This window comes from Paenibacillus sp. 2TAB19 (assembly GCF_052115185.1).
Classification (GTDB): Bacteria; Bacillota; Bacilli; order Paenibacillales; family Paenibacillaceae; genus Pristimantibacillus.
Window position 1 is genome coordinate 1 of sequence record NZ_JBFRGE010000143.1, and the last position, 6923, is coordinate 6923.

3 protein-coding genes, 11 tRNA genes and 1 rRNA gene are annotated in these 6923 nt (G+C 50.5%); all 15 read left to right on the forward strand.

The annotated features are described in order from the left end of the window. Positions 1 to 132 (forward strand): 23S ribosomal RNA (locus AB4Z33_RS29950); the annotation flags it as partial. Between the two features lie 118 nt (positions 133 to 250). Beyond that, positions 251 to 326, forward strand: a tRNA-Asn gene (locus tag AB4Z33_RS29955). A gap of 5 nt (positions 327 to 331) precedes the next feature. Next, positions 332 to 407 (forward strand) — tRNA-Thr (locus AB4Z33_RS29960). A gap of 41 nt (positions 408 to 448) precedes the next feature. Continuing rightward, positions 449 to 523: transfer RNA gene (locus AB4Z33_RS29965), tRNA-Glu, on the forward strand. Between the two features lie 5 nt (positions 524 to 528). Continuing rightward, positions 529 to 604: transfer RNA gene (locus AB4Z33_RS29970), tRNA-Val, on the forward strand. A gap of 9 nt (positions 605 to 613) precedes the next feature. Continuing rightward, positions 614 to 688 (forward strand) — tRNA-Gln (locus AB4Z33_RS29975). Between the two features lie 9 nt (positions 689 to 697). Then, a tRNA-Lys gene (locus tag AB4Z33_RS29980) sits at positions 698 to 773 on the forward strand. A 22-nt stretch (positions 774 to 795) separates the two neighbouring features. After that, positions 796 to 878 (forward strand) — tRNA-Leu (locus AB4Z33_RS29985). 257 nt (positions 879 to 1135) lie between these two features. Next, positions 1136 to 2593: an alkaline phosphatase family protein gene (locus AB4Z33_RS29990; RefSeq protein ID WP_442053408.1), complete on the forward strand. Its 1458-nt coding sequence runs from the start codon at positions 1136 to 1138 to the stop codon at positions 2591 to 2593. Positions 2594 to 2684: 91 nt separating this feature from the next. Beyond that, positions 2685 to 5144, forward strand: a complete 2460-nt coding sequence (locus tag AB4Z33_RS29995) for a phosphodiester glycosidase family protein (protein WP_442053409.1) — start codon at positions 2685 to 2687, stop codon at positions 5142 to 5144. A gap of 216 nt (positions 5145 to 5360) precedes the next feature. Continuing rightward, positions 5361 to 6215 (forward strand): ABC transporter ATP-binding protein, encoded by an 855-nt coding sequence (locus AB4Z33_RS30000; RefSeq protein WP_442053410.1) that lies wholly within the window; start codon positions 5361 to 5363, stop codon positions 6213 to 6215. A gap of 254 nt (positions 6216 to 6469) precedes the next feature. Beyond that, positions 6470 to 6544 (forward strand) — tRNA-Gly (locus tag AB4Z33_RS30005). Between the two features lie 7 nt (positions 6545 to 6551). Next, positions 6552 to 6628 (forward strand) — tRNA-Arg (locus AB4Z33_RS30010). A gap of 29 nt (positions 6629 to 6657) precedes the next feature. Beyond that, positions 6658 to 6734: transfer RNA gene (locus tag AB4Z33_RS30015), tRNA-Pro, on the forward strand. Positions 6735 to 6742: 8 nt separating this feature from the next. Then, positions 6743 to 6816, forward strand: a tRNA-Gly gene (locus tag AB4Z33_RS30020). Positions 6817 to 6923: the final 107 nt, after the last annotated feature.

Consider the following 6923-nt stretch of genomic DNA (forward strand, 5'->3'; position numbering starts at 1 on the left):
CGTGAAGCCCCCCTCAAGATGAGATTTCCCAGTATGTAAGACCCCTTGAAGACGACGAGGTTGATAGGTTCGGGGTGGAAGCACAGCAATGTGTGTAGCTGACGAATACTAATCGGTCGAGGGCTTATCCTAAAAGGCTTATATGGTCCATACAACCTGTAAGCAACAGCTAAAGTTCAGCAGCAACATCTTTCGTATCCAGTTTTCAGGGCGCAATGCCTTGAGATTTAACCGCACCTCTTTGTAATGTTCCCTGATAGCTCAGTTGGTAGAGCACTCGACTGTTAATCGAGTTGTCACAGGTTCGAGTCCTGTTCGGGGAGCCATTCATGCTCTCATAGCTCAGTAGGTAGAGTGCATCCATGGTAAGGATGAGGTCACCGGTTCGATCCCGGTTGAGAGCTCCAGATCACTTTACATAAGTGAAGACAAGCTTCAATCAAAGTACGGCCCGTTGGTCAAGTGGTTAAGACACCTCCCTTTCACGGAGGTAACAGGGGTTCGAGTCCCCTACGGGTCACCATTTATGGAGGATTAGCTCAGCTGGGAGAGCATCTGCCTTACAAGCAGAGGGTCGGCGGTTCGATCCCGTCATCCTCCACCATATCGCTGCTGGGGATTAGCCAAGCGGTAAGGCAACGGACTTTGACTCCGTCATTCTCAGGTTCGATCCCTGAATCCCCAGCCATTTTAGTACGAGCCATTAGCTCAGTTGGTAGAGCACCTGACTTTTAATCAGGGTGTCGAAGGTTCGAGTCCTTCATGGCTCACCATATTTTTACCCGCATCACCCACGCGCGTATGGCGGAATTGGCAGACGCACTAGACTTAGGATCTAGCGGGCGACCGTGGGGGTTCAAGTCCCTCTACGCGCACCATACCATGAAGAAACCCTTGAGAGATCAAGGGTTTTTTGCTGTTTATTTTTAGTTATACGGGGCATTTTATAACTAAAACATGGGGGAATGTACGGTTGCGCATGAAATGGAATTTTAGTATTAGAATGATCGCAATTTCTCTTCTCTTAGTGCTCGTGAGCAGTTGTTCACAACCGAAGCCGAAAGAGCCCGATCTGCTTCACATTGCTTCAAAAGCGAAACAACAAGTGAATTCCACTAGTAAGGGTCGCAAAAAGGTGATTTTGATTGTCGTGGATTCGCTCATGTACCAATCCATTGATCGGGGCTTGGAGCAGAATCAGCTTCCAACGCTGAAGAGCTTAATACAGCATGGTCAATATTATAAAGATGTAGTCAGCTCGTTCCCGACGATGTCGGTCACGATCGATACATCGCTGCTAACAGGGACTTATCCGGATAAGCATGGTTTGCCCGGTCTGATCTGGTATTCGGCCGATGAGAATCGTGTCATCAATTATGGAACAGGGCCTATGGAAGTGATGAAGCAAGGAATTAATGAGATTGCCGCCGATACCCTTATGAATTTGAATGGAAAGCATATTCATCATGCGGTACAAACGATTTTCGAAGATGATCAAGTGGCAGGCAAGCTAACTACGGGTTCTATTAATGGCATTATTTATAGAGGGCCGACTGCTCATTGGCTGCGTGTCCCGGAGTGGGTGAAGGCACCGACGTCACTGCCCGACCGGATTAAGGTAGGAGGACCTGATTTTTTGTCTTTTGGCGTCTTTTCCAATCCGCTCGAGGGCAAAGTGAAGCTTCCCGTTGATTTAACTAATCGTGTAGGATTCACGAACGAATATGCGCTTCAGACGACGGAGTATTTGATTCGTCATCAGTTATTGCCAGATTTTCTGTATGTATATTTGCCGGATTTGGATCAGAAGCTCCACCATCATGGACCGGAAGATATGGAAGGGCTACTTAAGCTGGATAAGCAATTGGAGGGGCTTATAACCGCATTCGGATCGACAGACAAAGCGCTCGAGCAGGCTGTTATTATGCTGCTGGGAGACAGCGGGATGAGTGTTATTTTGCCGAAAGATAAGAATCCAATTGTTGATCTTACGAAGCTGCTGGACGAATATCGGATACAAAAGCCAGGCGCGGAGATTACCGGAGATACGGAAATTGTGTTGGCGGTTAATGAAACGATGGCTTACGTCTATAAGTTGCACACCGATCAGTCGTTAGCAGGAATTGCGGGTCATTTAGTCGGGGATAACAGAATCGATCTAATTGCTTGGAAGGAAGGAGATTGGATTCATGTACGACAAGGTGATTCCGAACGTTTATTCTCCTATCGAGCCGGAGGCCAATGGAAGGATAGTTATGGCGCGCATTGGACCTGGAAAGGGGATGCCACTGTGATGGGTTTGGAGGTTGATCGTACAGAAAAGGAATTGATGTACGGTCAATATCCGGATGGTCTGCAGCGTCTATGGGGAGCGTTGAATTCGCATAAGGGAGAGTTTATTGTCGTAACGACGAAGGCCGGGTATGAGCTGACGGGAGGGAGCTCTCCGGAACATACAGGAGGCGGGGGACATGGCGCCTTGCATTCGAATGTATCGTTAGTTCCGCTAATAGTTGCGGGTACGAATGATAAACCGGATAAACTTCGTATCGTGGATATGAAGAGCTACATTTTGGATTTGCTGCAAAAGTAATCGTGCTCCCTATTGTTCATTTTCTAAATAYGCCTGACGATATAGTTCTAAGAGACTAGTCATTATATCGAAATTAAGGGAGTATGAGGAAATGGCACTAGGCAGAGAGAAAAAATCATTAAGGGGAGTAGCGATTGCGCTGTCGGTAGCGATAGGTTGCACGTTCGGCGGGGGAAGTGTTCCACTGTTTTCTGTTGCAGGGAAGCAGAATGCAGCGTTTGCTGCAGCAGCAACGACTACGTCAGCAGTGGTCGAAGCGAAGCCTGAGATTGAATATTGGCGTGCGGCAGGCGATGGTACACTGCATGAACCTTTAATGATAGCAACAGGTAAGGTCGTAACAGTCGCAGCTAATGGCTGGATTAACTACTTTGACAGTAATGGCAAATCGCTTAAGCGATTGAATGCTTATACAGATCTCTCGGCCCCTGCCGTTAATAAGCATGGACAGTTGTTCATAGCGGGCAAGAGTGCACGATTGTATCGCTATGACAGTGCCGGAATAGGCGGTCAGGTAGCTATTTATTATTTCACGGGTAAGACGGAAAATCTGCAGCCCTCGAAGACGGTGACTGACGGGGAAGGACTGCCGTATTTCGCTTATCAGAACGCGATCTTGTCGCTAGATAAAGACGGAGAGAAGTTGGTAGCGCTGCTGCCGAAGGATGTGTCGGTCACAGAAATTGAGGAAGCAGCAACGGGGGTCTATGTCATTGGAAGCAATGGCGTTCTGTACGCGGTACAGGGGGAGGCCATTAAGTGGGAGGCGGCGCTTCAGGAGCCGCTTAAGGGGGCGAAGCTCGCCGCCGACAGCAAGGGCGGCGTGGTGCTTGTTGCGCCGAAGGCGGCAGCGGCTTATGAAGCGGACGGGAAAGTCCGCTTCAGTCGCGAGTTCGCCGCAGCGGCGGCAGGGGGCTGGACCGAGCCGATCCTTGCAACCGGCTCGGACAGCGTAGAGACGGCAGTTGCCGCTGAGCTTGGCGGCAATGCCGTCGTGGCCTTCCGCGCGGATACCGGCGCGGAAGCATGGCGCGTGAGCGCCAATGGGGCGGGCGGCTTCGCGCCCGCCGCGCTGACGCTGGCGCCTGCGGCTGCGCCAGCAACAGCGGCTCGCGCCGGCGTTATCCTCGCCGGCGCCCGCTCGGGTGCGGTGTATGCGATCGACGGCGCTGCCGGCCGAGTCGCATACACCTACAAGGGCGATGCCGCCCAGCCTGTCGGCGGCATTGCAGTCCTTGGCGGCGGACGGATCGTGTACGCGTCCGCCGATAAGCTCATCGCGGCGGGGCCATACCGGCCCGTCGCGGTCACCTATGCGGCAGCGTCGATCACGCTGCCGCTTCATGCAAGGCTCCTGCTCACGGACAAGCTGAAGCTGTCCGTTCCCGTCGCCGTCAGCTACGCATCGGGCAATCCGACCGTTGCCCGCGTCGATGACAAAGGCATGGTTACGCCTGTCTCCGTAGGTTCGACGAACATCTCAGTCGTCGTCACTACAAAGGGCTACAAAGGCGAATTGAAGCTGCCAATCAAAGTTACGGCTGCTGCTTTAGCCTACAAAACCAAATACGAGCTCAAAAAAGTGAAGGTAGACAATCAAACCTATTCCGTTAATACCGTTGCTATTCCGAAGGGTATGCCCGTAACCGTGGGGCTAGCCAGCCGCAAAGTCGGCGTCGTCCAACAGTTGAGCGACATAACCAAATCCTACAACGCGGAGGCRGCGATTAATGCGACGTACTTCGAAGCTTACGGAGGCATTCCAGAGCCTTACGGCACGGTCATTACCGACGGTAAAGTCGAGCATATCGGCAATACGGGGACGGCGATCGGTTTTACCTGGGACGGTGCGGTGGTGATGGATACTCTTCGCGTCAAAATACTCGGCGGAACGAACGGTTCTTACCAGTCGCCGAACAACTGGTACGTCTACTTCGTCAATCGGACGCCGGTTGCCGGTACGACCTCTGCTATTATGTTCACGCCTAAGCGTGGAGCCAAGATAGGCTTCGCATATGGAACAGCGATCACCGTGCGCAAAGGCGTCGTTACAAAAATAGCGAAAAACACGAACGCCGACATTCCTTCCGACGGCTATGTACTCGTCTTTACTGGCGGAGAGGAGAAGCTCGCTGAGCGCTTCAAAGTCGGTACGATTGTTGATTATAAAGTGTCGATGACGAATATGGCTGKACAGGCGATCAACTGGGGACGGGTTCACACCGCGGTTGCCGCAGGTCCGCGACTTGTAACGAATGGTAAGCTTGCGGTTAATCCTGCCCCTGAAGGGTTCAGCAGCTCCAAAATATTAACCGACAAAGCGGCCAGAAGCGCAATAGTAGTGAAGAAGGACGGTTCATTACTTCTTGCTACAGTTGGGGCGGCTACGATGAAGCAATGGGGCCAAATAATGGTATCGCTTGGCGCTCAGCAAGCAATGAATATGGACGGCGGAGCTTCTTCGGGTATGTACGGGCAAGGGAAGATGATTACCGTACCAGGCCGATTGATCAGCAATGCCCTCGTGTTCGGCAATAAGCTGAAGTGGTAAGATTTAAGCAGGATGAAGATGTGGTCGTCATAGAACGGTCACATCTTTTGCTTTTTATGAAGACAGAGTGAAGGTTTGATGAAAGAAGACATTGACATTGTCAGTGATAACCATTATCATTATTAAAGTAGTGATAATCGTTATCACTTTTTACCTAATTAATCTAATTAACTGAGATATAGCCTGACCAGGCAGCGGAAGGAGTGTGCATGTCTAATGATTCGTCTTACGACTTCGAATCTCGACATTGCTTATGATGATCGTCTTATCGTTCAAGATTTAAACATTGCAATTCCTCAGGGGAAAATAACGGCGCTTGTAGGAGCGAACGGCTCCGGCAAATCGACGATCCTGAAAACGATGGCCCGCATCATGATTCCATCTAAAGGCAATGTACTTCTAGACGGCAAATCGATTCATAAGCAATCGACGAAGGAAGTAGCGAAGCAGCTTGCCATTCTTCCGCAAAATCCTACAGCTCCGGACGGCTTAACCGTATCTGAGCTTGTCTCGTACGGCCGTTTCCCTTATCAGAAGGGTTTCGGTTCGATGACGAAGCAAGACCGCGAAATCGTGCAATGGGCGGTTGAAGCAACAGGCATGACGGAGTTCGCCGATCGTCCGGTCGACCATCTGTCCGGGGGTCAGCGTCAGCGCGCTTGGATTGCAATGTCTTTGGCGCAAGAAACCGATATTTTGTTCCTTGACGAGCCGACGACGTTCCTGGATATGGCGCATCAGCTTGAAGTGCTTCATCTGCTGCAGAAGCTTAATGAGTTTAACAACCGTACGGTCGTTATGGTTGTTCATGACTTGAATCATGCATCGCGCTACGCACATCATATGATTGCTATTAAGTCTGGCAAAGTTGCAGGCGAGGGCTCGCCTGTTGAAGTTATTACGCCTGAGATTATGCGCGAAGTGTTCAATATCGAAGCCGATATCGTACCGGATCCGCGTTCGGGCGTACCTCTATGCCTGCCGTTCGCGCTTGCTGATCAGCCGACGGCTGATAAAGTAATGATGGGCCGTTCTCAGCCGGAAATCGTTATGGCTGCCGCTGGGGCATAGCACATACTTAATCTAATGGAAAGCCATGCTTCTTTAATTGAAGTCATGGCTTTTTTTAATTGCCAGCTGTGTTCGTTATGGTTATTCGTCACTGTTTCTATGCGGAGAAAAGCCAGTAAAATTAACGGATTTCAGCGACTTTCAAAAAAAGTTAAGTTTTTCGCAAAAAACACTTGCATTCTGTTTCTCTAGGTGATATATTATTACTTGTCGCCGCGACATTAACTGATTGAAACGGCTGACGAAAACACCGTGCGGAAGTGGCTCAGCGGTAGAGCATCGCCTTGCCAAGGCGAGGGTCGCGGGTTCGATTCCCGTCTTCCGCTCCATAAGATTGCGGCCTTAGCTCAGCTGGATAGAGCGTTTGACTACGAATCAAAAGGTCAGGAGTTCGAATCTCTTAGGCCGCGCCATCTTTACTTATTGCAAGATATACTTAATTCGGGATGTAGCTCAGCTTGGTAGAGCACCTGGTTTGGGACCAGGGGGTCGCATGTTCAAATCGTGTCATCCCGACCATCTTGTTTGCGGGTGTAGTTCAATGGTAGAACTTTAGCCTTCCAAGCTAATAGCGTGGGTTCGATTCCCATCACCCGCTCCATAACGAAACGACAAGAACCTGAAGAGGTTCTTTTTTTGTGTTATGGAGCTTTGGATGGGAGAGAATTCCCGCACGCTATAAGCGTGGGTTCGACCGACCGTTAAGGC